Origin of the sequence: Rhizobium sp. SRDI969, assembly GCF_025152725.1 — a bacterium.
GTDB lineage: Bacteria > Pseudomonadota > Alphaproteobacteria > Rhizobiales > Rhizobiaceae > Rhizobium > Rhizobium leguminosarum_I.
Map to the genome: position 1 here is coordinate 1,543,213 of NZ_CP104035.1, position 24,003 is coordinate 1,567,215.

Consider the following 24,003-nt stretch of genomic DNA (forward strand, 5'->3'; position numbering starts at 1 on the left):
AATGGGCAAGGCAAAAGCCGAACGCCGGCTGAAGGACAACGAGGCGCAAGCAGTCGCCCGCACGCTCCGCGTCAGCCCGCAGAAGCTCAACCTGGTTGCTGCGGCTATCCGCGGCAAGAAGGTCGAGCGCGCACTCGCTGAGCTGGAGTTCTCCCGCAAGCGCATCGCGGGCGCCGTCAAGAAGACGCTCGAATCTGCGATCGCCAACGCCGAGAACAACCACGATCTCGACGTCGACTCGCTGGTTGTCGCCGAGGCCTATGTCGGCAAGTCGATCGTCATGAAGCGTTTCCACGCTCGTGGCCGCGGTCGCGCGTCGCGCATTGAAAAGCCCTTCGCGCATTTGACGATCGTCGTTCGTGAAGTGCAGGCAGCAGAGGAGGCCGCATAATGGGTCAGAAAATCAATCCAATCGGTTTCCGTCTCGGAATCAACCGTACCTGGGATAGCCGCTGGTTTGCGGACAATGCCGAGTACGGCCAGCTGTTGCACGAAGACCTGAAGATGCGCAAGTTCGTCATGAGCGAACTGAAGCAGGCCGGGATCTCCAAGGTGGTCATCGAGCGTCCGCACAAGAAGTGCCGGGTCACGATCCACTCGGCACGTCCGGGCCTGATCATCGGCCGCAAGGGCGCAGACATCGACAAGCTCCGCAAGAAGCTGTCGGAGATGACGAATTCGGAGACGCACCTCAACATCGTCGAAGTGCGCAAGCCCGAAGTCGATGCGACGCTGGTCGCTCAGTCGATCGCCCAGCAGCTCGAGCGTCGCGTGGCTTTCCGCCGCGCCATGAAGCGCGCCGTCCAGTCGGCGATGCGTCTTGGCGCCGAAGGCATCAAGATCACCTGCGCCGGCCGTCTCGGCGGCGCTGAAATCGCCCGTACGGAATGGTACCGCGAAGGTCGTGTGCCGTTGCACACGCTGCGCGCCGACATCGACTACGGCACGGCTGAAGCAGAAACCGCATTCGGCATCTGCGGCATCAAGGTCTGGATCTTCAAGGGCGAAATCCTTGAGCATGATCCGATGGCTTCCGAGCGCCGCGCGATGGAAGGTGACGCCCAGGGTCCGGCAAGCCGTGATCGTGACCGCGACAGAGACCGTCGCCGCGACAACGCTTGATAGCGCGCGTGGCAGAGAAGTTCGGAGAATAAGAAAATGTTGCAGCCAAAGCGTACCAAGTACCGCAAGCAGTTCAAGGGCCGCATCAAGGGCGTCGCCAAGGGCGGTTCTGACCTGGCATTCGGCGAATTCGGCCTGAAGGCACAGGAACCCAACCGCGTCAATGCGCGTGAGATCGAAGCGGCCCGCCGCGCGATCACGCGTTATATGAAGCGCGCCGGCCGTGTATGGATCCGCGTGTTCCCGGACGTTCCGGTAACCAAAAAGCCGACCGAAGTCCGTATGGGTAAGGGTAAGGGCTCCGTTGAATACTGGGCATGCAAGGTCAAGCCCGGCCGTATGATGTTCGAGATCGACGGTGTCAGCGAAGAAATCGCCCGTGAGGCGCTTCGCCTCGGCTCTGCCAAGCTCTCGGTCAAGACGCGCTTCGTTCAGCGCATTGCAGAGTAAGGAATTGAGCTCATGAAAGCCTCAGATGTTCGCGCGTTCACCGCCGACCAACTCAAGGACGAGCTTGCCAAGCTGAAGAAGGAGCAGTTCAACCTGCGCTTTCAGAAGGCGACCGGCCAGCTCGAAAAGTCCTCGCGCATCAACGAAGTCCGCAAGGACATCGCCCGCGTGAAAACCATTGCCCGCCAGAAGGCGGCAGAAGTTAAGGCCTAAAGGAAGAAAAATATGCCGAAGCGCATCCTGCAGGGCGTCGTCGTTGGCGACAAGAACGAGAAGACGGTAGTGGTTCGCGTCGAGCGTCGTTTCGCTCACCCGCTGCTCCAGAAGACCGTTCGTCGTTCCAAGAAGTACAAGGCCCACGACGAGAATAACCAGTACAAGATCGGCGATACCGTATCCATCGAGGAATGCGCGCCGATCTCCAAGGACAAGCGCTGGACGGTGATTTCCGCCCAGGGCAAGTAACAGAATTTTGCGCGAGGCCTTGCGTCTCGCCGAAATATCTGTATGAAGCAGCGTCAGAACGCTCGAATGCCGGGCGTTCTTTTGCTTTGAGCGCACGGAAGGTCCCGTTCGGGAAACCACCCTGGCACGATCGACCCCGCGCTATTCAGCTATTGCCGCGTCAGTGCTGCCTCACGGCAGCTCGGCCGGCGAAAATTTTCATAAGCCGGAGTAGGGGGCTAGCCCAACCATTCCGGTAAACCAAGAAGGCGACCTGATATGATTCAGATGCAAACAAACCTCGACGTCGCGGATAATTCCGGCGCACGTCGTGTCATGTGCATCAAGGTGCTGGGCGGCTCGAAGCGCAAGTATGCCTCGATCGGCGACGTCATCGTCGTTTCGATCAAGGAAGCGATCCCGCGCGGCCGCGTGAAGAAGGGTGACGTGATGAAGGCGGTTGTCGTTCGCACCGCCAAGGACATCCGTCGTGCAGATGGCTCCGTCATCCGCTTCGACACCAATGCAGCAGTCCTCATCGACAACAAGAAAGAGCCGATCGGCACCCGTATCTTCGGACCGGTTCCGCGCGAACTTCGCGCCAAGAACCACATGAAGATCATCTCGCTGGCTCCCGAAGTACTGTAAGGAGCGAAGCGATGCAGAAGATTCGTAAGGGCGACAAGGTCGTCATGCTCGCTGGCAAGGACAAGGGCCGTACTGGCGAAGTTGTTCAGGTCATGCCGAAGGAAGATCGTGCCGTTGTTCGTGGCGTCAACGTCGTCAAGCGCCACCAGCGCCAGACGCAGACCCAGGAAGCCGGCATCATCAACAAGGAAGCCCCGGTTCACCTGTCCAACGTTGCAATCATCGACAAGGACGGCAAGCCGACCCGCGTCGGTTTCAAGGTTGTTGACGGCAAGAAGGTCCGTGTGGCCAAGCGTTCTGGAGAAGTGATCGATGGCTGAGGCAAAATATGAGCCGCGGCTCAAGAAGGAATATGTCGAGCGCATCCGCAAGGCGTTGCAGGAGCAGTTCTCCTACGCCAACGAGATGATGATTCCGAAGCTCGACAAGATCGTGATCAACATGGGTGTCGGCGAAGCGACCGCTGACTCGAAGAAGCCGACGGTAGCTGCCGCCGACCTCGCAGCGATCGCCGGCCAGAAGCCGGTCATCACCCGCGCACGCAACTCTATCGCAGGCTTCAAGGTCCGCGAACAGATGCCGATCGGCGCGAAGGTTACCCTGCGCGGCGCCCGCATGTACGAGTTCATGGACCGTCTCGTGAACATCGCGCTCCCGCGCGTTCGCGACTTCCGCGGCCTGAACCCGAAAAGCTTTGACGGCCGTGGCAACTTCGCCATGGGCATCAAGGAGCACATTGTGTTCCCTGAGATCAACTACGACAAGGTTGATCAGATGTGGGGCATGGACATCATCGTTTGCACGACGGCGACGACCGACGACGAAGCACGGGCTCTTCTGAAAGAGTTCAGCTTCCCGTTCCGTCAATAACCGTAACGACGAGCGTAGAAAAGGAACCTGACATGGCGAAGACAAGCGCAGTTGAAAAGAACAAGCGCCGCCGTACTACGGTCGCTAACCAGGCCGCTAAGCGGGCTGGGTTGAAGGCGATCATCATGAACCAGGCTCTTCCGATCGAAGAGCGGTTCAAGGCCTCGATCAAGCTGGCATCCCTGCCGCGTGATGGATCGAAGACCCGTATTCGCAACCGTTGCGAAGTTTCGGGGCGTCCGCGCGCATATTACCGCAAACTGCGCATGTCGCGTATTGCGCTGCGTGAACTCGGCAATCTCGGCAAGGTGCCGGGTATCGTCAAGTCGAGCTGGTAAGGAGCAGGTTACATGACAATGACTGATCCGTTGGGCGATATGCTCACTCGCATCCGTAACGGCGCTTCCCGCCGCAAGTCGTCGGTCTCGACGCCTGCTTCGAAGCTCCGTGCACGTGTTCTCGATGTTCTGCAGTCCGAAGGCTACATCCGTGGCTACTCCGTTGTCGATTTCGGCAATGGCAAGTCGGAACTCAGCATCGAGCTGAAATATTATGAAGGCGCATCGGTGATCCGTGAGATCGGCCGTGTGTCCAAGCCGGGCCGCCGGGTTTATGTCTCGGTCAAGTCCATTCCGCAGGTCGCGAACGGTCTCGGCATCACTATCCTTTCGACTCCGAAGGGTGTGATGGCCGATCACCAGGCTCGCGAACAGAACGTTGGTGGCGAGGTTCTTTGCTCGGTCTTCTAAGATCGAGCAGGGATCTCCATAGCGAACAGACAGGATTGAAACATGTCTCGTATCGGTAAAAAGCCCGTTCAGGTGCCTGCTGGGATCACGGCTACGGTCGATGGCCAGAAGGTGACTGCAAAGGGCCCGAAGGGCGAGCTGTTTTTCGTTGCTAACGACGAAATCAGCCTCAAGCTTGAAAATAACGCCGTCGTCGTGACGCCGGTGAACCAGACCAAGGATGCGCGCGCAAAGTGGGGCATGTCCCGCACGATGATCGAAGGCATCTTCAAGGGCGTCAAGGACGGTTTCGAGCGCAAGCTTGAAATCAACGGCGTTGGTTACCGCGCCGCCATGCAGGGCAAGAACCTGCAGCTGGCCCTCGGTTTCAGCCATGACGTGATCTACGAGCCGCCGGTCGGTATCTCGATCGTTGTTCCGAAGCCGACGGAAATCGTCGTCAGCGGCATCAATAAGCAGCAGGTCGGTCAGGTTGCCGCCGAAATCCGCGAATATCGCGGTCCTGAGCCCTACAAGGGCAAGGGCGTCAAGTACGCTGACGAGCGGATCGTCCGCAAAGAAGGCAAGAAGAAGTAAGGATCACGCGAAATGGCTAGCAGGAAAGAAGCACTTGCACGTCGTGCCAACCGCGTGCGCCGTCATCTCAAGTCGGTGGCCAACGGCCGTCCGCGCCTGTCGGTTCATCGCTCCTCGAAGAACATCTACGCCCAGGTCATCGATGACGTGGCCGGCAAGACGCTTGCGTCTGCCTCCACCCTCGAGAAGGATCTGCGCGGTTCTCTGAAGACCGGTGCCGATACCGCCGCCGCTACCGTTGTGGGCAAGCTCCTCGCAGAGCGCGCCTCCAAGGCCGGTGTTACGGAAGTCGTGTTCGACCGTGGCGCCTTCATCTATCACGGCCGCATCAAGGCTCTCGCCGAAGCGGCCCGCGAAGGCGGTCTCACCTTCTGATCAGTTTCCGGCCGGATGCCTCAGGCGCCGGCCGGATTTTCGCCGGACCGCAGGCGCTCTCCGAAAGGGGAGGCTGATGCGGTCCACATTTGTTTGCCGATTGCACCCGGAAAAGAAAAAGGAAGAGGACAATGGCACAGGAAAGAAGGCCGCAGCGGGACGACCGCCAGAGCCGCGAAGAGCGCGATAGCGAATTCGTCGACAAGCTTGTCGCGATCAACCGCGTCGCCAAGGTCGTCAAGGGCGGCCGTCGTTTTGGTTTCGCAGCACTCGTCGTCGTTGGCGACCAGAAGGGCCGCGTCGGCTTCGGCCATGGCAAGGCACGTGAAGTGCCGGAAGCCATCCGCAAGGCAACCGAAGCCGCCAAGCGCGAACTGATCTTCGTACCGCTGCGTGACGGCCGTACGCTGCATCACGACGTCCATGGCCGCCATGGCGCCGGCAAGGTTCTGCTGCGCTCGGCCAAGGTTGGTACCGGCATCATCGCCGGTGGTCCGATGCGCGCCGTATTCGAGACGCTCGGCATGCATGACGTCGTCGCCAAGTCGACCGGTTCGTCGAACCCCTATAACATGGTTCGCGCCACCTTCGACGCTCTGAAGCACCAGGTTCACCCGAAGGACATCGCAGCTCAGCGCGGCATCAAGTATGCAACGCTGCAGGCTCGTCGTGGCGCCTCCGGCAACGCCTCTGAAGAATAAGAGGAGTTTGACAGATGGCCAAGGCTACTAAGAAGGCTGAAGCGAAGACTGTCACGATCGAACAGATCGGCAGCCCGATCCGCCGTCCGGATGTCCAGCAGCGCACGCTGATCGGTCTCGGACTGAACAAGATGCACCGTCGCCGCACGCTGGAGGATACCCCTTCCGTTCGTGGCATGATCCGTGCTGTCCAGCATCTCGTTCGCGTCGTCGACGAGAAGTGAGACGGAGGAAACGCTCATGAAACTCAATGAAATCAAGGACAATGAAGGCTCGACCCACAGCCGCAAGCGCCTCGGCCGCGGTATCGGCTCGGGCTCGGGCAAGACTGGTGGTCGCGGCGTGAAGGGTCAGAAGTCCCGTTCGGGCGTCGCCATCAATGGCTTCGAAGGCGGCCAGATGCCGATCTATCGTCGCCTGCCGAAGCGCGGTTTCAACAACATTTTCGCTTCCGATTTTGTTGTCGTGTCGCTGGCCCGTATCCAGACGGCGATCGACGCCGGCAAGCTCGATGCCAAGACGACCGTTGACGCAGCTGCCCTCAAGGCTGCTGGTGTCATCCGCCGCGTCAAGGATGGTGTTCGCGTTCTCGCCGACGGCGAGATCAAGGCCAAGATCACCATCGTCGTTGCAGGCGCCTCCAAGCCTGCCGTCGAGAAGATCGAAAAGGCCGGTGGCACAGTGACGCTGCTTTCGGCTCCGGCTGCAGCCGAATAATAATCTGATGATATATCGCCCGGGGTGCTTCACACCGGGCGATTTTGCTCCCATATGTGGGCCTCACAAAAACTTGGCTGGCGCGCCCGCGTCATGCCGGTAAGACTCGAAAACAAGGGTGAGGCATGGGGTTGCGCCGCAATCCGTCCTGAGCCCGGTTTTGAATAATTTCATACTGATTCCGGGTCCGGTCTGTCCCTCAGAGACGCCGGAATTGGTAGCGCGGAGAAACGCATGGCTTCTGCAGCGGAACAATTGGCATCCAACCTCAATTTTTCGACCTTCGCCAAAGCCGAGGATCTGAAGAAGCGCTTGTGGTTCACACTGGCCGCTCTCCTCGTCTACCGACTTGGCACGCATATTCCGCTTCCGGGTCTCAATCCCGAAGCCTATGCCCAGGCTTTCCGCGGCCAGGCAGGTGGCATTCTCGGCCTTTTCAACATGTTCTCGGGCGGCGCTGTTCAGCGCATGGCGATCTTCGCGCTCGGCATCATGCCCTATATCTCCGCTTCGATCATCGTGCAGCTCATGACCTCGGTCGTGCCGGCGCTCGAAAACCTCAAGAAGGAAGGCGAGCAGGGCCGTAAGATCATCAACCAGTATACCCGCTATGGTACCGTCATCCTCGGTGCGCTCCAGGCCTATGGCATTGCCGCCGGCCTTGAGAGTGGCCAGGGCCTCGTCGTCGAGCCGGGCTGGTTCTTCCGTGTTTCCACCGTTCTGACGCTGCTCGGCGGCACGATGTTCCTGATGTGGCTCGGCGAGCAGATCACCTCGCGCGGCATCGGCAACGGCATCTCGCTGATCATTTTCGCCGGCATTGCCGCCGGCCTTCCGACTGCCCTTGCCGGCACGCTCGAACTCGGCCGCACCGGTGCGCTGTCGACCTTCCTCATCCTGCTCGTCATCATCGTCGCGATCGCCGTCATCGGCATCATCGTCTTCGTCGAGCGCGCCCAGCGCCGGCTGCTGATTCAGTATCCGAAGCGTCAGGTTGGCAATCGGATGTTCCAGGGCGATACTTCGCACCTGCCGCTCAAGCTCAACACATCGGGTGTCATTCCGGCGATCTTCGCATCGTCGCTGCTGCTGCTGCCGGCAACGGTCGCGGGTTTCGCCAACACCTCGGCAATGCCCTCCTGGGTGACATCGATCGTCGCGGCTCTCGGCCATGGTCAGCCTCTCTACATGGTGCTGTACGGCGCGCTGATCGCCTTCTTCGCCTTCTTCTATACGGCCATCGTCTTCAATCCGAAGGACACGGCCGACAATCTGAAGAAGCATGGCGGCTTCATTCCCGGCATCCGTCCGGGCGAGCGCACCGCCGAATATATCGACTACGTGCTGACCCGCATCACGGTGATCGGCGCAATCTATCTCGTCTTCGTCTGCATCCTTCCGGAGATCTTGGTGTCGCAAACCGGCATCCCGTTATCCCTTGGTGGGACTTCGCTTTTGATCGTGGTTAGCGTAACTCTTGATACGGTTGCACAGATCCAGGGTCACCTGATCGCGCAGCAATACGAAGGCCTGATCAAGAAATCGAAGTTGCGTGGAGGAAAGAGGGGGCGATGAGACTTATCCTTTTGGGGCCGCCGGGCGCGGGTAAGGGAACCCAGGCCCAGCGGATCGTGGAAAAGCACGGCATTCCGCAGCTTTCCACGGGGGACATGCTGCGTGCAGCGGTTAACGCCGGCACGGATGTCGGCAAGCGCGCGAAGGCGGTCATGGACGCCGGCAAGCTCGTCTCGGATGAGATCGTCATTGCCATCGTTTCCGAGCGTATCGATCAACCCGATTGCGCCAACGGCTTCATTCTCGACGGCTTCCCCAGGACGCTCGTCCAGGCTGATGCTACCGAGGCGATGCTGAAGGCAAAGGGTCTCGGCCTCTCCGTCGTCATTGAATTCCGTGTCGATGATGATGAGTTGATTCGACGTGTTGCCGGTCGCTACTCCTGTGCACAGTGTGGCAGCGTCTATCACGATACCGATAAGGTTCCGGCTGCTGAGGGCGTGTGCGACAAGTGCGGTTCGACGCACTTCAAGCGCCGTCCTGATGACACTCCGGAGACCATGACGGCCCGGCTGCAGGTCTACTACAAGGAAACTTCGCCGCTGATCGGCTATTACCATGCCAAGGGCAAACTGAAGTCCGTGGACGGCATGGCCGAGATCGATCAGGTGACGGCCGAGGTCGAAAGCATTCTTTCCAAGCTTTAAGGCTTTGAAAATAAACTTGGCGGAACGGTTGCTTTTCAGCAGTGATTCCGCTAAACACCGCGCCAACTCGCGACATTCCATGCGATCGGCGCGGATTTCCCAAGGAAGTCCGGGTGCGGTCGTTTTGACATGTTACGGACGTAAATCTGAACGGGCGGTTCTCAAGAGCCGCATAACGAAGCCCACTTGCCGGATGGCAACTGGAATGCAAGGAGAACAGGCGTGGCACGTATCGCTGGCGTCAACATCCCGACTGCGAAGCGCGTTGTTATTGCGCTGACCTACATTCACGGGATTGGTCCGAAATTCGCACAGGAAATCGTCGAAAAGGTCGGTATCCCGGCCGAACGTCGTGTGCATCAGCTGACGGACGCAGAAGTCCTTCAGATCCGCGAAGCCATCGACCGCGACTATCAGGTCGAAGGCGATCTTCGTCGCGATACCGCGATGAACATCAAGCGCCTGATGGACCTCGGCTGCTACCGCGGCCTGCGTCATCGCCGCGGCCTTCCGGTCCGCGGTCAGCGCACGCACACCAATGCCCGCACCCGCAAGGGCCCGGCAAAGGCAATCGCTGGCAAGAAGAAGTAATTTCCGGGAAACCGGGGTAGGGAGGCTGGTGGTCTGCGCCGGCCTCTTTTGAGTTTGGAGCGGGACCATATAGGCGCCGTTCCGGTGTAGCCGCTGGCATTACGGCGGTGAAGAGATCAACGAAAGGAATACCATGGCTAAGGAAGCCGTCCGCGTTCGCCGTCGCGAGCGCAAGAATATCTCGTCGGGTGTCGCTCACGTCAACTCGACCTTCAACAACACGATGATCACCATCACCGATGCGCAGGGCAATGCGATCGCCTGGTCGTCGGCTGGCGCCAAGGGCTTCAAGGGCTCGCGCAAGTCGACCCCGTTCGCTGCCCAGATCGCTGCCGAAGACTGCGCCAAGAAGGCCCAGGAGCACGGCATGAAGTCGCTGGAAGTCGAAGTCTGCGGTCCGGGTTCGGGTCGTGAATCGGCTCTGCGCGCGCTCCAGGCTGCAGGTTTCATGATCACGTCCATCCGCGACGTGACCCCGATCCCGCACAATGGCTGCCGTCCGCGCAAGAAGCGCCGCGTCTGATCATCGCTCTCGTCACCGGTGAGCGCTTGCGCGTTCCCGGTGGTTTTCAAGCTCGGTTGCCACGATTGGATGGTGGCAACGAACGGAAGGCAAACTCATGATTCAGAAGAACTGGCAGGAACTGATCAAGCCGAACAAGGTGGAGTTCTCCTCGAGCTCGCGCACCAGGGCGACGCTTGTTGCCGAACCGCTGGAGCGCGGCTTCGGCCTCACCCTCGGCAACGCGCTTCGTCGCGTTCTGCTCTCCTCGCTGCGCGGTGCTGCCGTCACGGCGGTGCAGATCGATGGCGTGCTGCATGAATTCTCCTCGATTCCGGGCGTCCGCGAAGACGTGACGGACATCGTGCTCAACATCAAGGAAATCGCCATCAAGATGGATGGCGACGACGCGAAGCGCATGGTCGTGCGTAAGCAGGGCCCGGGCGTTGTCACGGCTGGCGACATTCAGACGGTCGGCGATATCGAAATCCTCAACCCCGAGCATGTCATTTGCACGCTCGACGAGGGTGCCGAGATCCGCATGGAATTCACCGTCAACAACGGCAAGGGCTACGTTCCGGCCGAACGCAATCGTGCGGAAGATGCTCCGATCGGTCTCATCCCGGTCGACAGCCTCTATTCGCCGGTCAAGAAGGTGTCCTACAAGGTTGAAAATACCCGCGAAGGACAGGTTCTCGACTACGACAAGCTGAACATGACCATCGAAACCGATGGCTCGATCACCGGCGAAGACGCCGTCGCTTTTGCGGCGCGCATCCTCCAGGATCAGCTTGGCGTCTTCGTCAACTTCGACGAGCCGCAGAAGGAAACCGAAGAGGAAGCAGTCACCGAACTCGCTTTCAACCCGGCTCTCCTGAAGAAGGTGGACGAACTCGAACTGTCGGTCCGTTCGGCAAACTGCCTGAAGAACGACAACATCGTCTACATCGGCGACCTCATTCAGAAGACCGAAGCAGAAATGCTCCGCACGCCGAATTTTGGTCGCAAGTCGCTGAACGAAATCAAGGAAGTTCTCGCTTCCATGGGCCTGCACCTCGGCATGGAAGTGCCGGCATGGCCGCCCGAGAACATCGAAGATCTCGCCAAGCGTTACGAAGACCAGTACTGAGCGGCGTGAGGAAAAGTGTAAAGCGGTTTTCCGCCCGCACGCCGATCGCAAGAACATAACAAAAGGCAGGCTCTTTCGGCTGCCTTTCCCCGTCAAACAGCAGGCCGATCGCCTGCATGTGCCAGGAAACGGCAGGCCCACTTAGTGTCAAGGGCACCTGCATTAAAGGAGAATAGCAATGCGCCATGGTAAAGCCGGCCGCAAGCTGAATAGAACTGCAAGCCACCGCAAGGCGATGTTCGCCAACATGGCGGCTTCGCTGATTACCCACGAGCAGATCGTCACGACCCTGCCGAAGGCCAAGGAAATCCGTCCGATCGTCGAGAAGCTCGTCACGCTCGGCAAGCGCGGCGACCTGCATGCTCGCCGTCAGGCGATCTCGCAGATCCGCGATGCGGCCGTCGTTTCGAAGCTGTTCGACACGATCGCAACCCGCTACGCCACCCGCAACGGGGGCTACCTGCGCATCATGAAGGCGGGCTTCCGCCAGGGCGACAATGCCGCCATGGCTGTGATCGAATTCGTTGACCGCGATGCCTATGCCAAGGGCGCAGCCGACAAGGCCCGCGTCGCTGCCGAAGAGCAGGCCGTCGCTGCTTAAGTCTTCCGCTTCGGCGGAAACAAAACAGCCGGGCTGCAAAGCCCGGCTGTTTTTGTTTCTGATATAGTGACGGGACCGGCTCCATTGCGCAAAATCATTCAGGCTCGCTCACCGCAGTTCCTTCGTCTCGCCGCCCTGTTTCTCGTCATCGTTCTCGGGCTGGTGCTCCGCTGGTTTGGCTATGCAGCCGATCTGCCCTTCACCGTCGTCAAATATGGTGGATCCGCACTCTGGGGAGCGATGGTCTATTTGCTCGTGGCGCTCTTTGTCGCAAGGTTACGGCCGGCAGCAATTGCTGTCACGGCTCTGTTCACAGCAATCTCAGTTGAATTGTTCCGGCTCTATCACACGCCCTGGCTCGGCGCGTTTCGGCTGACCACGGCCGGTGCGCTGCTGCTTGGCCGAGTCTTTTCGCTTTGGAACATGCTGGCTTATGCAATCGGCATAGCTGCGGCCTGCGCCTTGGATCCGGCGCGCCGGACTGCGTTGCGTCCTCGTTAGAGCGCCGCGCGTCTTTTCAGACGCGCTAAGGACGCTCTATCGCTTTGAAACAGCGCATAACCCTTCCCGAAAATCGATTCCGATTTTCGGGGTTATGCGCCAAACCTGCCGTCTCACGAAGCCGACGCCATTGCGCGATTGCGCGTCCGCCCTTTGCCCTTCTGCCTGTTGCGTGCGATTGGCCGGTAGGAGCGATAGAGGATGAGCGCGATGATCAGCCCGACATAGATATATTGCTCGAGGTCGAGGATCTTGGTCGAGAGAGCGAAGTGCAGCGCCCCGCAGGCGGCGATGATGTAGACGAGGCGGTGCAGCCAGATCCAGTTCTTGCCGAGGCGGCGGATCGAGAGATTGTTGGATGTCACCGCCAGCGGAATGAGCATCGCAAGCCCGGCCATGCCGAACATGATGAAGGGGCGCTTCAGCACGTCGTTGATGACGGCGGAAATATCCATCGCCTGATCGAGGACCATGTAGACGGTGAAATGCATCAGCGCGTAATAGAAGGCCAGCAGGCCAAGCGCGCGGCGATAGCGGAGATAGTTCCAGCCGAAGAGCTCACGGGCAGGGGAAACGGCAAGTGTTGCGATCAGGAAACGGATCGTCCAGAGCCCAAGAAAACGCTCGAAGGTCTTGACCGGATCGGCGCCGAGCTGATCGGTTGCGCCGAGATAGAACGTCCACGCCGCAGGCAAGAGCCCAACGACATAAAGCAGCCAGACGGAGGCGGGTTGCCAGCGCTTCGGGATGGCGAGCGACAGTTCCGCCATCAGAAATTCGCCTTCAGGTCCATGCCGGCATAAAGGCTTGCCACTTCGTCGGCATAGCCGTTGAAGGGCAGGGTGGGATGGCGGCTCGCGCCGAAGAAGCCGCTCTCGCCGATGCGCCGTTCGCTGGCCTGGCTCCAACGCGGATGGTCGACCTCAGGGTTGACGTTGGCGTAGAAGCCATACTCCTGCGCGTTGGTGACCTGCCAGGTATTCTTCGGCTGCTGGTCGGTGAGTGTGATCCTGATGATCGACTTGATGCCCTTGAAACCGTATTTCCACGGCACGACGAGCCGGATCGGCGCGCCGTTCTGGCTCGGCAGCGTTTCGCCATAGAGCCCGACAGCCAGCAGTGTCAGCGGATGGCGCGCCTCATCCAGGCGCAGACCCTCGACATAGGGCCAGTCGAGTGACTGGAAGAAACCCTTCTGCCCAGGCATCTCCTCCGGCCGCACCACGGTTTCGAAGGCGACGTATTTGGCGCTGCCCAGCGGCTCGACCTTGTCGAGCAGCGATGCCAGCGGAAAGCCGTCCCAGGGGATGACCATCGACCAGGCCTCGACGCAGCGCATGCGATAGGTGCGCTCCTCGATCGGGAATTCTTTTATGAGCGCCTCGAGGTCGAAGGTGCCTGGCTTGTTGACCATGCCGTCGACCTTGATCGTCCAGGGCAGCGGCTTGAAATCGCCGGAAAGAGCTGCTGGATCGCCCTTGTCGAGGCCGAACTCGTAGAAATTATTGTAGGTTGTGACGTCCTTGATCGGCGTCGCCTTCTCGTCGACCTTGTACTTGCTCTCAACGGCGGAGAGCGCCGCAGCGCTTGCCTTGCCAGCGCCGTAGAGCGCCATGGCGCCAAGCGCTGCCGCGCCCAGGAATTCACGGCGGCGCACATAGATCTGGCGCGGCGTGATCTCCGACGACGCGATCTTCGGTGGGCAATAGTTTGGCATGTCGAACCTCCTCGGCGGATATCCTGAAATATAGCCCTTAAACGAACCGCCGGCATGTCTATATTGCTGCATAATTCCTAATCAGAATCGATTTAGGAATTATGCAGCAATTCAACGTGTACTGCGTCCTGTGCGCATCTGAAACGACGTGCGGCGCTATAGTGTCTAAGCCTTGAAGATTGCTGACGGGAAGCCAATTTTTTGTGTTCGGTCGTGATGGAATAGGCTGTAACAAAACGCCGTGTCGAAGCGTATATGATCGATGGGTCTCATGGCGCTTCTCCCCGGCGTACCGGATTTGGGCTTCCCGGTAGTGACAGCCCCTGTCGATTGGATTAGGACAATCCCAAAAAGCAGCGTTTGCCGGCCCGCAGGCTCCATGCCGCCCGGCTTCGCCTGATAATTCCGACACGTTGAGGAAGACACCGATGCCAGCTTACCGTTCCAGAACCACGACCCATGGCCGCAACATGGCAGGCGCCCGCGGCCTTTGGCGCGCCACGGGCATGAAGGATTCGGATTTCGGCAAGCCGATCATCGCCGTGGTGAATTCCTTCACCCAGTTCGTGCCCGGCCACGTGCACCTGAAGGACCTTGGCCAGCTCGTTGCCCGCGAAATCGAGGCGGCCGGCGGTGTCGCCAAGGAATTCAACACGATCGCCGTTGATGACGGCATCGCCATGGGCCATGACGGCATGCTTTATTCGCTGCCCTCGCGTGAGCTCATCGCCGACAGCGTCGAATACATGGTCAATGCCCATTGCGCCGACGCCATGGTCTGCATCTCCAACTGCGACAAGATCACCCCTGGCATGTTGATGGCGTCGCTGCGCCTTAATATCCCGACCGTCTTCGTTTCGGGCGGTCCGATGGAAGCCGGCAAGGTCGTGCTGCACGGCAAGACGCATGCGCTCGACCTCGTCGATGCCATGGTCGCCGCAGCCGATGACAAGATCAGCGACGAGGACGTCCAGACCATCGAACGCTCTGCCTGTCCGACCTGCGGCTCCTGCTCCGGCATGTTCACCGCCAATTCGATGAACTGCCTGACGGAAGCGCTTGGCCTGTCGCTGCCTGGCAACGGCTCGACGCTTGCCACCCACGCCGACCGCAAGCGCCTCTTCGTCGAGGCCGGCCATCTGATCGTCGATCTCGCCCGCCGTTACTACGAGCAGGACGACGTCAAGGCGCTGCCGCGCACCATCGCCTCCAAGCAGGCCTTCGAGAATGCCATGGCGCTCGACATCGCCATGGGCGGCTCGACCAATACGGTCCTGCACATCCTTGCTGCCGCCCATGAAGGCGAGATCGATTTCACCATGACTGATATCGATGCGCTGTCGCGCCGGGTGCCATGCCTGTCGAAGGTCGCACCCGCCAAGAGCGATGTTCACATGGAAGACGTCCACCGCGCCGGCGGCATCATGTCGATCCTCGGCGAACTAGACAAGGGCGGTCTCTTGAACCGCGATTGCCCGACCGTCCATGCCGAGACGCTGGGCGATGCGATCGATCGCTGGGATATCACCCGCACCAACAGCGAGACCGTGCGCAACTTTTATCGCGCCGCTCCCGGTGGCATCCCGACCCAGGTCGCCTTCAGTCAGGAGGCCCGCTGGGATGAACTCGACACCGACCGCGAAAACGGCGTCATCCGCTCGGTCGAGCATCCCTTCTCCAAGGATGGTGGCCTTGCCGTGCTCAAGGGCAACCTTGCGATTGACGGCTGCATCGTCAAGACCGCCGGCGTCGATGAATCGATCCTGAAATTCTCCGGCCCCGCCCGCGTCTTCGAAAGCCAGGATGCGTCGGTCAAGGCGATCCTTGCCAACGAGGTGAACGCCGGCGACGTCGTCGTCATCCGCTACGAAGGTCCGAAGGGCGGCCCGGGCATGCAGGAAATGCTCTATCCGACGAGCTATCTGAAGTCGAAGGGCCTCGGCAAGGCTTGTGCGCTCATCACCGACGGCCGCTTCTCCGGCGGCACTTCCGGCCTCTCGATCGGCCACGCCTCGCCGGAAGCGGCAAATGGCGGCACGATCGGCCTGGTGCGCGAAGGCGACATGATCGACATCGACATCCCCAACCGCACGATCGGCCTGCGTGTCAGCGACACCGAACTCGCCGCCCGCCGCGCCGAGCAGGATGCCAAGGGCTGGTATCCCACAGAAGTCCGCAAGCGCAACGTCACCACCGCCCTGAAGGCCTATGCGGCCTTCGCAACGAGCGCCGATCGCGGCGCTGTGCGGGATCTGAACGCGCGGTAGGTCATCCACCTACGACCCGCTGATGAAGAGTCAGTTGCTCTTCCAATCGGTCGCTTTCAAAGCGGCCGGTTGATGTTTTTATAGGTCTCGCCAAGCTGCTTCAGCCGCTCGTCATAGGCTGCCTTGATACAGACGGCATCCGCCCCGCATTCCTGCCGTTTCTTCAGCCAGGCCGTCTGTTCGTCCTGCAATGTTCCGCGCGAACCCATCGCCAGCAGGCCGGAGAGCAGCTCGAAGGTCGTCACCATCTTCACGTCGGCATCGTTGAGCGCGCGGTTGTCGCAGATCGCTTTTTCATCCGGCTTCAATTCTTTCGCATCGCAATCGAAGCTTGCTGCCTGCGCCAGGTCCGATGCGATGAGCAGGATCACAAAGCCGAGGGCCACTATCGTCGTTCGTGTCGTGATCATTCCTATGTTCCTGTTGCCGCCGATCAGGCGAGCTTGCGCAGTGCCAGAGCCAGGAAGATGATGCAGATCAGCCAGACGGCAAGGATGAAGATCAATCCGACCCGGCTGGAGGGGCGCTCGATGCGCCTTGTCGCCTCCATACGAAGCTCGTTCATCACCTCTACTGGCACGAGCTGGATCGCCAGCATGATGCCGAGCGGAACGATCAGGAGATCGTCGAGATAGCCGAGGATGGGGATGAAATCGGGGATGAGATCGATAGGCGACAGCGCGTAGGCGGCAACGCCGCCGGCCACCGCTTTGGCATACCACGGCACGCGCGGATCGCGCGCGGCAAGCCACAGGGCCACGATGTCACGCTTCAGTGACTTCGCCCAGATTTTGGCTTTTGATATCAGTTGCATGGCCGTACTTCCTGAATCAAATTCGCAATCGCTTTAAGTGGCACTTCCGCGACGTTCCGTTGCCTTATTCTTCCATGCTTCCGCCCTCTTTCCTTTCTAGCGTCGGGCGCTACAACGTTCCTCAAGAGGATTCAAAAGGAATACCCATGCAAGGCTTTTTTAAGCGCGCCTTCGTCTCGCTGTTCGCTCTGATGCTCGTACTGCCGGCTGTCGCCCATGCGCAGACGGCAAAGACAGTGCCCGAAAGCCAGATGCAGATGCAGCTCTCCTTCGCGCCGCTCGTCAAACAGACGGCAGGCGCCATCGTCAATGTCTATGCGGAGAAGACCGTCCAGCGCCAGTCGCCCTTTGCCGGCGACCCCTTCTTCGAGCAGTTTTTCGGCCAGCAGATGCCGAACCGTTCGGAAAAGCAGTCTTCGCTCGGTTCCGGCGTCATCGTCGAGGCGAACGGCACTGTCGTGACCAACAATCACGTCATCGAGGGCGCCGACGACATCAAGATAGCGCTGTCGGATGGCCGCGAATTCCCCTGCAAGGTGGTGCTGCGCGATGATCGCGTCGATCTTGCCGTCCTGAAGATCGATACCAAGGAGAGCTTCCCGACGCTACCGATCGGCAATTCCGACACGGTTGAGGTCGGCGATCTCGTGCTGGCGGTCGGCAATCCCTTCGGCGTCGGCCAGACGGTGACCAGCGGCATCGTCTCCGCACTTGCTCGCAACCAGGTGGTCAGGAACGAGTTCGGCTTCTTCATCCAGACCGACGCCTCGATCAATCCCGGCAATTCCGGCGGCGCGCTGATGAACATGAAGGGCGAGCTGATCGGCATCAACACGGCGATCTTCTCACGCGGCGGCGGCTCGAACGGCATCGGCTTTGCCATCCCCGCCAATCTGGTCAAGGTCTTCCTCACTTCCGCCGATGCCGGCGTCAAATCCTTCGAGCGGCCCTATGTCGGCGCGAGCTTCGATGCCGTGACATCGGAGGTGGCCGAAGCGCTCGGCTTGAACAAGGCTCGCGGCGCCCTCGTCGTCAAGGTTTCGGAAGGCGGGCCGGCGGCCAAGGCCGGGCTGAAGGCTGGCGAGATCGTCACCGCCGTCGACGGAATTTCCGTCGAGCATCCGGATGCGCTGCTCTACCGCTTGACGACGGCCGGTCTCGGCAACTCGGTCAAGCTCACCGTCGTCGAGAATGGCCGCGAGCAGCAATTGCCGCTGGTGCTTGCCCGAGCCCCGGAAACCTCGCCACGCGACCAGCGCACGATCGGCGGACACACACCGTTTACCGGCGCCGTCGTCGAGAACCTGTCGCCGCGGGTCGCCGACGAACTGCGCATGCCACCGGAATCGGCAGGCGTCGTCGTATCCGAGGTGAAGGACGATTCGCCTGCTGCCCGTCTCGGTTTCGAACCGAAGGATATCATCGTTTCGATCAATGGCACGGACGTGAAGTCGACCAGCGAACTGTCCGAGATCGCCGATAGCGACCCCGGCCTCTGGCGGGTCGAGATAGAGCGCAACGGCCAGCGCATCCGGCAATTCTTCCGATGAGCAACGATCTCTTCGCGCCGCGTGTTCCGGAGGAGGTCGCTGCCAGGCGGCCGCTTGCCGACCGGCTGCGGCCGAAGACGCTTGCCGATGTCACCGGTCAGGAACACCTGACTGGTGAGGATGGCGTGCTGAAAAGGATGATCGAAAGCGGCTCGCTCGGCTCGATGATCTTCTGGGGTCCGCCCGGCACCGGCAAAACGACGGTGGCACGGCTGCTTTCGGGCGAGGCGGGCCTCGCCTTCGAGCAGATATCGGCGATCTTCTCCGGCGTCGCCGATCTGAAGAAGGTGTTCGAGACTGCCCGCTTGCGGCGTATGGACGGCCGTCAGACGCTGCTCTTCGTCGACGAGATCCATCGTTTCAACCGCGCCCAGCAGGACAGTTTCCTGCCCGTCATGGAGGATGGCACCGTCATCCTCGTCGGCGCCACCACCGAGAACCCATCCTTTGAGCTCAACGCCGCTCTGCTGTCGCGGGCCCGTGTGCTGACCTTCAAGTCGCATGACGAGGAGAGCCTTGAGGAACTGCTGAAGCGTGCTGAGGCGATCGAGCAGAAGCCGCTGCCGCTGGCGGAGGATGCCCGCGTCAGCCTGATCCGCATGGCCGACGGCGACGGCCGCGCGGTGCTGACGCTCGCCGAAGAAGTCTGGCGGGCGGCGCGCGAAGGCGAGAGCTTCGATACCGAAGGCCTGACACGCATCGTCCAGCGCCGTGCCCCGGTCTACGACAAGGCGCAGGACGGCCACTACAACCTGATCTCGGCGCTGCATAAATCCGTACGCGGCTCGGATCCCGATGCCGCGCTCTATTATCTCGCCCGCATGTTCGATGCCGGCGAGGACCCGCTCTATCTCGGCCGGCGGCTGGTGCGCATGGCGGTGGAGGATATCGGTCTTGCGGATCCGCAGGCGCTGGTGATCTGTAACGCCGCCAAGGATGCCTATGAGTATCTCGGCTCGCCGGAAGGCGAGCTGGCGCTGGCGCAGGCCTGCGTCTATCTCGCCACCGCCCCGAAATCGAATGCCGTCTACACCGCCTTCAAGGCGGCAAGCCAGGCGGCAAAGCAGAACGGCTCGCTGTTGCCGCCGAAGCATATCCTCAACGCGCCGACCAAGCTGATGAAGGGCGAGGGTTACGGCGACGGCTACCGATACGACCACGACGAGCCGGATGCCTTTTCCGGCCAGGACTATTTCCCGGAGAAGATGGGTCGCCAGATCTTCTACGATCCGCCGGAGCGCGGCTTCGAGCGCGATATCCGCAAGCGGCTGGAGTGGTGGGCAAAGCTTCGCAAGGAGCGCAATCCGCGCTGAAGCCCGGCGAACTCAGGAGGCGCGCGGCGTCTTTTGATTTGCCGGCGCGGCGATCACTTTGACGGACGATTCCGCAAGCCCGTGATGCCCTTCCATATCGACGATGACATGCCAGTGGCCGCTTTCCGGAACGGCGATCTTGATCGGCGATTTGCGCGCCACGCCGCCGATATATTTGAAATCGAGAACCTCGGTGAACCGCTGGAAATTCGGCGCCGTCATCAGGCGGACATTGTTCACCGCATTCAACGACACCTCGATGATCGTTCCGGCGCGTTGTTCCTTAAGATCGTAATGGGTGAAGCGGAAATTCGGTTTCATCGGTCTCGTGGCGTCTGAAGTCTCTGCGACGCGATTTTACCAGTATGTCGGTTAAGGAAAAGTTGGAACTCGGCTTTTCAGCTCGTGTCTTCGCGCTCCGCCTCAGAGCACGCCGAAAATGACGTAGAGTTCGACACAGGCGAGCACTACGCCAAAGACGAGCAGCGCCTGGGCGGTGCGTTTCTCGCGCATCTGCTTACTGCCGCGAGTCATCCTGTGTGGGCGAGGGAACTGAAAACCTGAGGACATGACATTTCGCATGGCATTTGACCTTTGCAGTGATGGCGAAAGTCTACTGCTGCGGCCGATAGGAAATCCATTCGGAGCGGGGCATGAAAATATAGGAATGGCATAAAGGCCGAAGCGAGAAATCTCGAAGCGTGATGTCGGAAAGGCATGAGCACCGCCGTCCTTGCGGTATCGATGCAAACATGGAGCAAGGACATGTCGAAGATGACGCTGATTTCGATGATCGCAACCACTGCCGCATTCTTGGCCGCGCCCGATATGGCGGGTGCCGGCGGTGCCGCGCCTGTCACCGAGGAGAAGAAGGCCGCCGCGCCGATCGTCAGGAAAGGCAGCGTGCCGGTCAACGGTATCGACTATTATTACGAGATCCGTGGCGAGGGTGAACCGCTGCTGCTGCTGCACGGCGGCCTCGGGCAGATCGAGATGTTCGCGCCGGTCATGCCTGTTTTCACCGACCACCGGCAGGTGATCGCCGTCGATCTGCAGGGCCATGGCCGCACGCCCCTCGGCAAGCGGCCGATCGAGCTTCCGGCCATCGGCGCCGATCTCGCGATCCTGGTGAAGCAGCTCGGTTACGACAGGGTCGACGTCTTCGGCTATTCATTCGGCGGCGGGGTAGCGTTGAACATGGCGGCGAACGCGCCCGACCAGGTGCGTCGGCTGGTGATACTGTCGGCGCCTTATGCGCAGAACGGCTTCTTCCCGGAAATGCTGCCGCAGCAGGCGGCCGTCGGCGCCGGTATGGCCGACATGATGAAGGACACGCCGATGTTCCTCTCCTACAAGGCGGTAGCACCTGACGTTTCCGAATTTCCGAAGCTGCTCGATGCCATGGGCGCCCTGATGCGCGAACCTATCGACTATAGCGATGCCGTCGCCAAGCTCACCATGCCGGTTATGCTGATCTACGGCGATGCCGACATGATCCGGCCCGAGCATATGATCGACTTCTACCACAAGCTCGGCGGCGGTCTGGGCGATGCGGGCTGGATGCGGGAAAACATGTCGAAGAACCGGCTGGCGATCCTGCCCGATCTCACTCACTACGAGACCTTCGCCTCTCCCCTGATGGCGAATATGGCAGTGACCTTCCTCGATGGCGGCGGCAAGGCGCCGAACTGGGCCGAGCAGGTCGGAAAGTAAGGGAAGACGGCCGGGCTCTCCCCGGCCGCCCTTTCCTCTGCGATCAGTTACCGCGCTGGTTTTCCCGATCCAATTGCGTCACCAGCGCCAGGATCGTTTCCGAGACCGGGGTCGGCACGGCAGCGAGGCGTCCGAGCGCCACCACCATACCGACCAGCGGCGTGATTTCGAGCGCCTTGCCCCCGATCAGATCCTGCAGCATCGACGTGCGCACGGCGCCGATATGGCGCGATTGTTCGAGCCGCTGCTCGACGGTCATGCTGAAACGCGCGCCTAAGGCCTCGCCGACGGCGCGGACCTCGTTCATCACCGTGCCGACTGTGGTCGAAAGTGCTGGATCTGCCATGATGTCGGTCATCAGCGCCCTGGTCAGCGCACTGATCGGGTTGAAGGCGGTATTGCCCATCAGCTTGCTCCAGATCTCGTCGCGAATAACAGGCGTCGTCGTGATGTTGAGGCCGGCGTCGGTCAGCACCGCGGCGATCGCCTCGAGATCGGGCGAGATTTCGCCCGAGGGCTCGCCGAGCACGAAGCGGCCGTTGTTGGCAAGCTGGATCTCGCCGGGATTGATCACCTCTGCGCCCTGATAAGCGACGCAGCCGATGACGCGTTCCGGCCCGATCAGCCGCCAGAGCCTGCCGCCGGGATCGAGCTCGTCGAACTGCAGCTCGGCATGCCGGCTCTGGGTATCGCGGTGAAAATACCACCACGGAATGCCGTTGAGGATCATGACGACGCGGGTACCTTCCTTGAGGAGGCTTGCAATGCCTTCGGCAGCGGGTGCCAGCTGATGCCCCTTGAGGCCGGTGATGACGAGATCCTGCGGTGGCAATGTGCTGGGATCGTCGGTCGCAGTCAGGCGGACATTGAGCGGCCTTTCTGCATCGGCTTCGCGCAGGCTGAGACCGTTGTCGCGGATGGCGTCGAGGTGCGCTCCACGCGCGACGACGGAGATGGTGGCGTCGTTTGCGGCTTGGCTTGCAAGCTTGACGGCGATAGCGCCGCCGAGTGCGCCAGCGCCATAGATGCAGATGGACTTGATGGACATGCTCGCCTCTTTGCGGTGATGATCGAACCTAGATCTAGGTCATTCCAGACGTGAGGCGAATGCTAATTTGCCGCATGATGCGCTTTCCTGCGGTCACAGCGGCGCTGCCCGCCGGATCCCCGAGATATGGGGATGCGACGGGTAATGCCGGTCTTCAGGCCGAGGTCGTTGCATCGCTCGGAAAATCGGGATTCGTATCCGTCATCCTTTTGACTCCGACGCGTGAACTGGCCAAAGATGCCGCCATGGCCACCACAGCCAACATCATCGGGAGAGGTTGATGAACCGTCGGATTTTGCCAACTGCCAATCGAAGAGGACCAAAGTGGCCCAGCGGTCTGTTTTCCGCGTTGGCCGTGCTGATGCTGCTCGCCTCGGCTGCGGTCGGGCGGGACATTGGACCGCAAAGCCCAGCCTCGCACGAGCAGGTCGAAAAACTCGTCGGCCTCTGGAAAGATCACTTTGCCGGCGCCGATAGCCTGCAGGAGCGGCGGACTGCTTTCAGGGCGCTGATGGAGGCGACGCCGGGGCCGACGCGCATCCAGGTTCGGCAGGTCGATGCCGACGGCGTGGATGCCGAGTTGATGTGGCCCGCTCGTCTTCATCATCCGATCGGCCAAAGGGTGATCCTCTATATTCATGGCGGCGGCTTTTCCAGCGGCTCGATCCGCACGCACAGCCTGCTTGCCGGCTCGCTCGCCAAAGCCGCATCCAGCGACGTTTTTCTCATCAACTATCGGCTGATGCCCGAATATGGCTATCCCGCGCAGATCAACGACGCGCTGACGGCCTATCGCTGGCTTCTCGATAATGGCTATCGCAGCGAGAACGTGGTCGTGGCGGGTGACGGCGCCGGCGGCAATATCGCGATCGAGACGGTTCTACGGCAGATGCAGGCGGCAAAGCCGTTGCCGGCAGCTGTGATTGCTCTCAGCCCCATCACCGATCTTGCCGCGACGGGCGGATCGATGACAACAAATGCCGAAAGCGATCCGCTGGTCGACAAGGCCTGGATCGAGACCTTGCGCAAGACCTATCTCGGCAGCCGGTCTCCGGCCGATCCCCGGGTGTCTCCGCTCTATGCCGACATGACCGGCTTTCCACCGCTGCTGCTGCAGGTCGGCTCCGGTGAAGTCCTGCTGGACGACACGCTGCGGCTTGCCGACAAGGCGCGCCAGGCGGGCGTGGATGTCACCACCGAGGTCTGGCCGGGCATGCCCCATCAGTGGCAGCTGTTTCCATCGCTGCTCGACGATGCCGATCGGTCGAGCCAGAATATCGCCGAGTTTGCAATCCGGCATTTTGCGGACAAACCGCAGGAGTAGAGGCCGCAGGAATGGGGCCTGGAGGAGTTGGAGCCGCAAAAGAGCAGATGCGACGTCCT

At 60.7% G+C, this 24,003-nt stretch carries 33 protein-coding genes; 27 read left to right on the plus strand and 6 right to left on the minus strand.

Translation table 11 applies throughout. The annotated features are described in order from the left end of the window. Nucleotide 1 precedes the first annotated feature (1 nt). From rplV to N2A41_RS07850, 22 genes are all read left to right on the plus strand, one after another. Nucleotides 2-391 carry a 50S ribosomal protein L22 gene (gene rplV, locus N2A41_RS07745; RefSeq protein ID WP_003547553.1) on the plus strand — a complete coding sequence of 130 codons (390 nt, stop codon included), beginning with the start codon at nucleotides 2-4 and terminating at the stop codon, nucleotides 389-391. Next, complete coding sequence (rpsC, locus tag N2A41_RS07750; protein ID WP_003547554.1) at nucleotides 391-1,122, plus strand: 30S ribosomal protein S3; 732 nt, start codon at nucleotides 391-393, stop codon at nucleotides 1,120-1,122. The genes rplV and rpsC overlap by 1 nt, the downstream gene beginning before the upstream one ends. 36 nt (nucleotides 1,123-1,158) lie before the next feature. Next, a complete protein-coding gene (rplP, locus tag N2A41_RS07755) occupies nucleotides 1,159-1,572 on the plus strand; it encodes a 50S ribosomal protein L16 (protein WP_003547555.1) in 414 nt (137 codons plus the stop codon). Nucleotides 1,573-1,584: 12 nt separating this feature from the next. After that, on the plus strand, nucleotides 1,585-1,785 hold the full coding sequence (gene rpmC, locus N2A41_RS07760) for a 50S ribosomal protein L29 (RefSeq protein ID WP_003558545.1): 201 nt from the start codon (nucleotides 1,585-1,587) through the stop codon (nucleotides 1,783-1,785). 12 nt (nucleotides 1,786-1,797) lie between these two features. Further along, on the plus strand, nucleotides 1,798-2,037 hold the full coding sequence (gene rpsQ / locus N2A41_RS07765; RefSeq protein ID WP_003547557.1) for a 30S ribosomal protein S17: 240 nt from the start codon (nucleotides 1,798-1,800) through the stop codon (nucleotides 2,035-2,037). A gap of 258 nt (nucleotides 2,038-2,295) precedes the next feature. Then, complete coding sequence (gene rplN / locus N2A41_RS07770) at nucleotides 2,296-2,664, plus strand: 50S ribosomal protein L14 (RefSeq protein ID WP_003547558.1); 369 nt, start codon at nucleotides 2,296-2,298, stop codon at nucleotides 2,662-2,664. A gap of 11 nt (nucleotides 2,665-2,675) precedes the next feature. After that, a complete protein-coding gene (gene rplX, locus N2A41_RS07775; protein ID WP_003547559.1) occupies nucleotides 2,676-2,984 on the plus strand; it encodes a 50S ribosomal protein L24 in 309 nt (102 codons plus the stop codon). Further along, a complete protein-coding gene (gene rplE, locus N2A41_RS07780; RefSeq protein WP_003547560.1) occupies nucleotides 2,977-3,534 on the plus strand; it encodes a 50S ribosomal protein L5 in 558 nt (185 codons plus the stop codon). The genes rplX and rplE overlap by 8 nt, the downstream gene beginning before the upstream one ends. A gap of 32 nt (nucleotides 3,535-3,566) precedes the next feature. Continuing rightward, nucleotides 3,567-3,872 (plus strand): 30S ribosomal protein S14, encoded by a 306-nt coding sequence (rpsN, locus tag N2A41_RS07785; RefSeq protein ID WP_003547561.1) that lies wholly within the window; start codon nucleotides 3,567-3,569, stop codon nucleotides 3,870-3,872. A 12-nt stretch (nucleotides 3,873-3,884) separates the two neighbouring features. Further along, nucleotides 3,885-4,283, plus strand: a complete 399-nt coding sequence (gene rpsH, locus N2A41_RS07790) for a 30S ribosomal protein S8 (RefSeq protein WP_003547562.1) — start codon at nucleotides 3,885-3,887, stop codon at nucleotides 4,281-4,283. A gap of 42 nt (nucleotides 4,284-4,325) precedes the next feature. Then, nucleotides 4,326-4,859 (plus strand): 50S ribosomal protein L6, encoded by a 534-nt coding sequence (rplF, locus tag N2A41_RS07795; protein ID WP_017963907.1) that lies wholly within the window; start codon nucleotides 4,326-4,328, stop codon nucleotides 4,857-4,859. Between the two features lie 12 nt (nucleotides 4,860-4,871). After that, nucleotides 4,872-5,234 carry a 50S ribosomal protein L18 gene (gene rplR / locus N2A41_RS07800; RefSeq protein ID WP_003547564.1) on the plus strand — a complete coding sequence of 121 codons (363 nt, stop codon included), beginning with the start codon at nucleotides 4,872-4,874 and terminating at the stop codon, nucleotides 5,232-5,234. 131 nt (nucleotides 5,235-5,365) lie between these two features. Next, on the plus strand, nucleotides 5,366-5,935 hold the full coding sequence (gene rpsE / locus N2A41_RS07805; RefSeq protein WP_017963908.1) for a 30S ribosomal protein S5: 570 nt from the start codon (nucleotides 5,366-5,368) through the stop codon (nucleotides 5,933-5,935). A 14-nt stretch (nucleotides 5,936-5,949) separates the two neighbouring features. Beyond that, nucleotides 5,950-6,159, plus strand: coding sequence for a 50S ribosomal protein L30 (gene rpmD / locus N2A41_RS07810; RefSeq protein ID WP_003547566.1), 210 nt, complete (start codon nucleotides 5,950-5,952; stop codon nucleotides 6,157-6,159). Between the two features lie 16 nt (nucleotides 6,160-6,175). Continuing rightward, nucleotides 6,176-6,652, plus strand: coding sequence for a 50S ribosomal protein L15 (rplO, locus tag N2A41_RS07815; RefSeq protein WP_003547567.1), 477 nt, complete (start codon nucleotides 6,176-6,178; stop codon nucleotides 6,650-6,652). 234 nt (nucleotides 6,653-6,886) lie between these two features. Further along, the gene (gene secY, locus N2A41_RS07820; RefSeq protein ID WP_018067985.1) at nucleotides 6,887-8,227 is read left to right on the plus strand and encodes a preprotein translocase subunit SecY; all 1,341 of its coding nucleotides are present in this window, start codon (nucleotides 6,887-6,889) and stop codon (nucleotides 8,225-8,227) included. Further along, nucleotides 8,224-8,874 carry an adenylate kinase gene (locus tag N2A41_RS07825; protein ID WP_017963910.1) on the plus strand — a complete coding sequence of 217 codons (651 nt, stop codon included), beginning with the start codon at nucleotides 8,224-8,226 and terminating at the stop codon, nucleotides 8,872-8,874. The genes secY and N2A41_RS07825 overlap by 4 nt, the downstream gene beginning before the upstream one ends. Before the next feature lie 222 nt (nucleotides 8,875-9,096). Then, nucleotides 9,097-9,465: a 30S ribosomal protein S13 gene (gene rpsM, locus N2A41_RS07830; RefSeq protein WP_003573772.1), complete on the plus strand. Its 369-nt coding sequence runs from the start codon at nucleotides 9,097-9,099 to the stop codon at nucleotides 9,463-9,465. 133 nt (nucleotides 9,466-9,598) lie between these two features. Beyond that, entirely contained in the window at nucleotides 9,599-9,988 is a 390-nt protein-coding gene (rpsK, locus tag N2A41_RS07835) for a 30S ribosomal protein S11 (RefSeq protein WP_003547577.1), read from the plus strand. A gap of 97 nt (nucleotides 9,989-10,085) precedes the next feature. Next, entirely contained in the window at nucleotides 10,086-11,096 is a 1,011-nt protein-coding gene (locus N2A41_RS07840; protein ID WP_003547579.1) for a DNA-directed RNA polymerase subunit alpha, read from the plus strand. A gap of 178 nt (nucleotides 11,097-11,274) precedes the next feature. Then, a complete protein-coding gene (rplQ, locus tag N2A41_RS07845; protein WP_003558556.1) occupies nucleotides 11,275-11,697 on the plus strand; it encodes a 50S ribosomal protein L17 in 423 nt (140 codons plus the stop codon). 84 nt (nucleotides 11,698-11,781) lie between these two features. Then, nucleotides 11,782-12,198 carry a DUF2809 domain-containing protein gene (locus tag N2A41_RS07850; protein ID WP_260110654.1) on the plus strand — a complete coding sequence of 139 codons (417 nt, stop codon included), beginning with the start codon at nucleotides 11,782-11,784 and terminating at the stop codon, nucleotides 12,196-12,198. Between the two features lie 113 nt (nucleotides 12,199-12,311). Here the strand turns inward: N2A41_RS07850 and msrQ are convergent, their stop codons facing one another. Continuing rightward, nucleotides 12,312-12,968: a protein-methionine-sulfoxide reductase heme-binding subunit MsrQ gene (msrQ, locus tag N2A41_RS07855; RefSeq protein ID WP_222384792.1), complete on the minus strand. Its 657-nt coding sequence runs from the start codon at nucleotides 12,966-12,968 to the stop codon at nucleotides 12,312-12,314. Then, nucleotides 12,968-13,915 (minus strand): protein-methionine-sulfoxide reductase catalytic subunit MsrP, encoded by a 948-nt coding sequence (gene msrP, locus N2A41_RS07860; protein WP_260110655.1) that lies wholly within the window; start codon nucleotides 13,913-13,915, stop codon nucleotides 12,968-12,970. Before msrP ends, msrQ begins: the two co-directional genes overlap by 1 nt. A 428-nt stretch (nucleotides 13,916-14,343) precedes the next feature. Between msrP and ilvD the strand changes: the two genes are divergently transcribed. Further along, nucleotides 14,344-16,182 carry a dihydroxy-acid dehydratase gene (gene ilvD, locus N2A41_RS07865; RefSeq protein ID WP_260110656.1) on the plus strand — a complete coding sequence of 613 codons (1,839 nt, stop codon included), beginning with the start codon at nucleotides 14,344-14,346 and terminating at the stop codon, nucleotides 16,180-16,182. A gap of 56 nt (nucleotides 16,183-16,238) precedes the next feature. Here ilvD and N2A41_RS07870 read toward each other — a convergent pair whose 3' ends face one another. Both N2A41_RS07870 and N2A41_RS07875 read right to left on the minus strand, forming a co-directional pair. Then, nucleotides 16,239-16,592 (minus strand): lysozyme inhibitor LprI family protein, encoded by a 354-nt coding sequence (locus N2A41_RS07870; RefSeq protein WP_222384795.1) that lies wholly within the window; start codon nucleotides 16,590-16,592, stop codon nucleotides 16,239-16,241. A 23-nt stretch (nucleotides 16,593-16,615) separates the two neighbouring features. Beyond that, nucleotides 16,616-16,996 (minus strand): YkvA family protein, encoded by a 381-nt coding sequence (locus N2A41_RS07875; RefSeq protein WP_222384796.1) that lies wholly within the window; start codon nucleotides 16,994-16,996, stop codon nucleotides 16,616-16,618. A gap of 146 nt (nucleotides 16,997-17,142) precedes the next feature. On the opposite strand from N2A41_RS07875, the gene N2A41_RS07880 reads away from it, so the two are divergent. Further along, nucleotides 17,143-18,546: a DegQ family serine endoprotease gene (locus N2A41_RS07880; protein WP_222384797.1), complete on the plus strand. Its 1,404-nt coding sequence runs from the start codon at nucleotides 17,143-17,145 to the stop codon at nucleotides 18,544-18,546. Next, nucleotides 18,543-19,859, plus strand: a complete 1,317-nt coding sequence (locus tag N2A41_RS07885) for a replication-associated recombination protein A (RefSeq protein WP_222384798.1) — start codon at nucleotides 18,543-18,545, stop codon at nucleotides 19,857-19,859. Before N2A41_RS07880 ends, N2A41_RS07885 begins: the two co-directional genes overlap by 4 nt. Before the next feature lie 12 nt (nucleotides 19,860-19,871). On the opposite strand, the gene N2A41_RS07890 is transcribed toward N2A41_RS07885, so the two are convergent. Then, on the minus strand, nucleotides 19,872-20,180 hold the full coding sequence (locus N2A41_RS07890) for a DUF1883 domain-containing protein (protein WP_017963919.1): 309 nt from the start codon (nucleotides 20,178-20,180) through the stop codon (nucleotides 19,872-19,874). A 396-nt stretch (nucleotides 20,181-20,576) separates the two neighbouring features. Here N2A41_RS07890 and N2A41_RS07895 point away from each other — a divergent pair, with 396 nt between their 5' ends. Continuing rightward, complete coding sequence (locus N2A41_RS07895) at nucleotides 20,577-21,572, plus strand: alpha/beta fold hydrolase (RefSeq protein WP_260110657.1); 996 nt, start codon at nucleotides 20,577-20,579, stop codon at nucleotides 21,570-21,572. A 43-nt stretch (nucleotides 21,573-21,615) separates the two neighbouring features. Here the strand turns inward: N2A41_RS07895 and N2A41_RS07900 are convergent, their stop codons facing one another. Then, on the minus strand, nucleotides 21,616-22,620 hold the full coding sequence (locus tag N2A41_RS07900) for a ketopantoate reductase family protein (RefSeq protein ID WP_260110658.1): 1,005 nt from the start codon (nucleotides 22,618-22,620) through the stop codon (nucleotides 21,616-21,618). Nucleotides 22,621-22,969: 349 nt separating this feature from the next. Here N2A41_RS07900 and N2A41_RS07905 point away from each other — a divergent pair, with 349 nt between their 5' ends. After that, nucleotides 22,970-23,944 (plus strand): alpha/beta hydrolase, encoded by a 975-nt coding sequence (locus N2A41_RS07905; protein ID WP_222384814.1) that lies wholly within the window; start codon nucleotides 22,970-22,972, stop codon nucleotides 23,942-23,944. Nucleotides 23,945-24,003: the final 59 nt, after the last annotated feature.